Origin of the sequence: Burkholderia sp. DN3021, assembly GCF_049805555.1 — a bacterium.
GTDB lineage: Bacteria > Pseudomonadota > Gammaproteobacteria > Burkholderiales > Burkholderiaceae > Burkholderia > Burkholderia pyrrocinia_C.
This window is the reverse complement of the sequence record NZ_JBNCAB010000167.1, coordinates 1-4,582: the sequence shown is the minus strand read 5'-3', so window position 1 is coordinate 4,582 and position 4,582 is coordinate 1. Positions and strand designations below refer to the sequence as shown.

Annotated in this window: 2 protein-coding genes; both read right to left on the bottom strand. The window is 72.9% G+C overall.

Annotated elements, in window-relative coordinates; all coding sequences use genetic code 11:
* On the bottom strand, positions 1–1,480 hold a 1,480-nt coding region (locus tag ACPUER_RS35890), incomplete at its 3' end, for a type I polyketide synthase (protein WP_425133465.1).
* A gap of 31 nt (positions 1,481–1,511) precedes the next feature.
* Positions 1,512–4,556 (bottom strand): type I polyketide synthase, encoded by a 3,045-nt coding sequence (locus ACPUER_RS35885; protein ID WP_425133464.1) that lies wholly within the window; start codon positions 4,554–4,556, stop codon positions 1,512–1,514.
* Positions 4,557–4,582: the final 26 nt, after the last annotated feature.

Genomic DNA, 4,582 nt, shown 5'->3' with positions numbered 1-4,582 from the left:
AGCCCTGCTCCACGAACGACGCATAGCGCGTCGACAGCGCGCGCAATGCCTCCTCGCTGCGCGCCGACAGCGTCAGCACCTGCGCGCCGCGGCCCGCGACCGCCGCTTCGTGCGCCACCTCCGGCGCCGATTCCAGAATCGCGTGCGCATTCGTGCCGCTGAAACCGAACGAACTCACGCCGATCATCTTCAGCGGCGCGTCGTTTTCCGTCAGGTGCGTCGGCACCGCCAGCCCGCTGCTCGCCCAGTCGAAGCGGGGGTTCGGATCCGTGAAGTTGAGGCTCGCGGGTACCCGCTGGTGCTGCAGCATCAGCACCGACTTGATCAGCCCCGCGATGCCCGCGGCGGCTTCCAGATGGCCGATGTTGGTTTTCACCGAGCCAACCAGCAGCGGCCGCTGCGCGGTGCGCCCGCGCCCGTACACCTTCGACAGCGCGGCCAGCTCGATCGGATCGCCGAGCGGCGTGCCCGTGCCGTGCGCCTCGACGTAGCCGATCGCGCCGGCCTCGACGCCGGCATCCTTCAGCGCGGCTTCCAGCAGGCGCTCCTGCGCCCGGCCGTTCGGCACGGTCAGACCGCTGCTCGCGCCGTCATGGTTGATGGCCGTGCCGCGAATCACGGCCAGGATTCGGTCGCCGTTCGCGCGCGCGTCGTCGAGCCGCTTCAGCACGACCACGCCGGCCCCTTCGCCGCGCAGATAGCCGTCGGCCGCCGCGTCGAACGTGTGGCAGCGGCCGGTCGGCGACAGCGCCCGAATCTTGCAGCAGAACACCGTGGACAGCGGCGACAGCATCAACGCGACGCCGCCCGCGAGCGCCATGTCGCATTCGCCCATGCGCAGGCTCTGGCACGCCTCGTGGACCGCGACCAGGCTGGCCGAGCATGCCGTGTCGACGAGCATCGTCGGCCCCTCGACGCCGAGCACGTAGGCGAGCCGGCCTGCCGCGATGCTCGGCGTGTTGCCGAGCCCCGCGTACGCATCGACGCGCCGCGCGTCGCGACCGAACGCGAGCCGCTCGTAGTCGTGCCAGCTCACGCCCATGAAGACGCCGCACGACGCGCCCCGCACCGCGCTCGGCGCGATCCCGGCATGTTCGAGCGCTTCCCAGCCCACTTCCAGCAAGAGCCGCTGCTGCGGATCGAGGGACACGGCCTCGCGCTCCGAGATGCCGAAGAACGCCGGGTCGAAGCCGTCCACCGCGTCCAGGAAGCCGCCGCGCCGCACGTACATCTTGCCCGGCACCTCCGGATCGGGATCGAAGAAGTGCTCGACGTCCCAGCGGTCCGCCGGAATCTCCGTCGTCACGTCCCGGCCGTTCGACAGCATGTCCCAGAACGCGTCCGGGCCCGCGACGTCGCGCGGAAAGCGGCAGCCGATGCCGACGATCGCGAGCGGCTGGCGCTGGGCCCGCTCGAGTGCCTCGACCCGCTCCCGTGCGAGCTTGAGCGCCTGCGCGATCCGTTGCTGCGTTGTAGTCACCTTGATGTCCCCGTGTCTGTGCGCGTGATGCTCAACGGCGCAGCGACGCCTCGAGGCGCGCCAGTTCCGCGTCGACGTCGTCCGCCGCCTCGTCCGCCGCCTCGTCCGCCGGCTGTCCCGCCGGCTGTCCCGCCGCTTGCCCCGGATTCCCGGCCCCGGCCGCCGGCACCGGCTCGTCCGCCGCCGGCACGCGTTCCGCCTTCAGCCGCTCGAACAGGAAGTCGGCGCCGAGCTCGACGTTGCCGTAGTCGAACGCGAAGGTCGCGGGCAACGACAGCCGCAGGTCGCGCTGCACCTTGCTGCGAAACTCGACGGCGGCCAGCGAATCCAGCCCGAGCTCCAGGAAGCCGCGGGTTGGCGCGACCTCCTCGGCGGTGCGGCCGAGCATCACCGCGATCTGCGCCTGCAGATAGGTCGCCAGCGCGTCGTGCAGGGCCGGCAGCGCCAGCGCGTCGAAGCGGTCGCGCACGTCGTGGGTCGCGACGGGCGCGGCGTCGGCCGCCTCCTTCGGGAACCAGTCGGCGAGCAGCTTGCACACGCCCTCGGACGGTTCGGTCTGCGCATAGCGCTGCCAGTCGTCGTTGCCGATCACGACCGTGGCCACGTCGGCGCGCCGCGCCGCTTCGACGTACTTGAGGAGTTCGTCCGGCGACAGCGCCTGCAGACCGCGCGCGGCCGTCTTGTCGCGATGCGCGCGATCGAGCGCGGCCGCCATCCCGACCTCGGCGAACGGCCCCCACTGGATGCTCGTGGCCGGCAGCCCGAGCGCGCGGCGGGCGCCGGCGAGCGCGTCTAGGTACGCGTTCGCCGCCGCGTAGTTGCCCTGCCCGGCGGTGCCGAACAGCGCGCTGATCGACGAGAAGCAGACGAAGCAGTCGAGCGGCGCGTCGAGGCTCAGCGCATGCAGGTTGAGCGCGCCCGCGACCTTCGCGTGGAACGGCACCGCGAACTCCGCCCACGACTGGCCGCCCAGCACTCCGTCGCGCAGCGCGCCGGCCGCGTGGAAGATGCCCTTCAGCGGCAGCGGGCCGGACAGCACGGTCTCGTGCCATGCGGCGCGCAGCGCCGCGAGATCGGCGACGTCGCAGCGGGCCAGCTCGACCGTGCAGCCCTGCTTGCGCAGCGCGTCGATCGCGGCGGCCGCGGCGGCGTCAGGGGTGCCGCGCGACATCAGCACGAGCCGCTTCACGCCGGCCTGCGCGAGCTGCTGCGCAAGGCGCAAGCCCAGCCCGCCGAGCCCGCCCGTGATCAGGTAGCTGCCGTTCGGCTCCAGCGGCGGCGCGTCCCGGCGGGCCGGCTTCGCGCGCGCAAGGCGGGCAACATGCACCGCGCCGTCGCGGATCGCGAGCTGCAGTTCGTCCGGCGCGGCGTGCAGCAGCGGCGCCAGCGCCGCGGCCGGGTCGGCCGTCGCGGGATCCAGGTCGATCGTGCGGCAACGCGATTCCGGATGCTCGGCCGCGACCACGCGCGCAAGCCCGGCCAGCGTCGCCTGTGTCGCGCGCTCGACGTTCAGCGTGCCGCCCGGCTCCTGCGCGCCGCGGGTGACGAAGCTCACGCGGGCCGGCCTGCCGACCTGCGCCAGCGCGCCGACGAGCGCGAGCGCGCCGCCGCACAGCCGCTCCTGGACCGCGAGCGGGTCGGCCGGCGTGTCGGCCTCGGCACCGAGGTCCAGTGCGCGCAGGTCCACGACATGCAGCGTGCCCTTGCCCGCACGCGCCGCGACCGCGCGCAGCGCTTCGCGCCATGCCGCCTCGCTCGCCGGATCGGCCAGCGGCACGGTCAGGTCGTCGCCGGCGTGCGATGCCGCATCGACCTGCACGCAGCGCACTCCCGCGCCGCGCAGCCGGGCAGCCAGCGCCGCGCCGGTTCCCGCGCCGTCGCCGACGACCAGCACGCAGTCGTCGGCCGGCAGCGGCGGTGTCGCCAGGTCGTCGAGGCGCTGCCAGCGGGTCGCGAACAGGCGATCCGTTCCGTCGCCCTGCAATAGCGCGTGCACCGCGCCCCGATGCAGGCGGCGCACCTCGAAGCCGCGCACGTGCGCGATCACGCGCCCCGAATCCTCGAACACCCGGATATCCGCGGTCACGCCGTTCTCCTCGCCCTCGCCCTGCCGGACGATCCGCGCATGGACCCACAGCCGGTCGGTCGCGGGGCGTCCGTACAGGCGATAGCTGTCGATGCTGAACGGCACGTAGATGTAGTCGGTCTTGAGCAGCTCCTCGGTCGCGAACTGCCAGCAGCTGTTGAGCAGCTGGAAGCCGGATTCGACGAGGCCGGCGTGGAACGGCCCGTCGATCGGTTCGAGCAGCGCCGGCAGGCGCGTGCGACACAGCGCCTCCGCGTCGCCCCGCCAGATCTCGTCGATCCAGCGGAACGAATTGCCCGTGTCCATGCCGGGAATCCACACTTTCGAATAGAAGTCGGCGCCCGACAGGTAGTCCGCACAGCGCGCCTTGACCGCGTCCAGCTCCGATGCGTCCGGGGCCGGCGGCAACGCGCGCGGGCCGCGAATGCTGCGCGCCTCGACGTGGAGGGTCCACGCCGCGTCGTCGGCGGGATCGCGTTGCGGCGCGAGCGTGACCATCTCGATCGCGTGCGACTGGCCGGCCGCCGCCGGCCGCATCACGATCTGCACCGTGCGCCGTCCCGCCTCGGGCATCACGAACGGCCGCAGGAACAGGATTTCGTCGACGACGCAGCCGGCTTCGCCGTAGACCGCCTCGGCTGCGGCCAGGAACATTGCGATGTGCGACGCGCCGGGCACGACCATCGCGCCGAACAGGCGATGGTGGTCCACGTAGGCGGGCCAGTCTGGGCGGAATTCGGCCTCGAAGCGCACCTCGGCCGAGCGCGGCAGCTTCAGGCGCCGGCCGAGCAGCGTGTGCAGGCCGCCTTCGTCGGACGCCGCGTGCCGGTGCGCGGACGCATCGGCGTGCTGGCTCGCATCGACCCAATGGCGCTTGCGCTGGAACGGATAGGTTGGTAGCGCGACCTTGACCGGCCGGTCGACACGATGCAACGCTGCCCAGTCCAGCGCCGCGCCGCGCACGTACAGCGCCGCCGCGCTCTCCAGCATCTGCTCAACCTCCCCGCGTCCGGGGC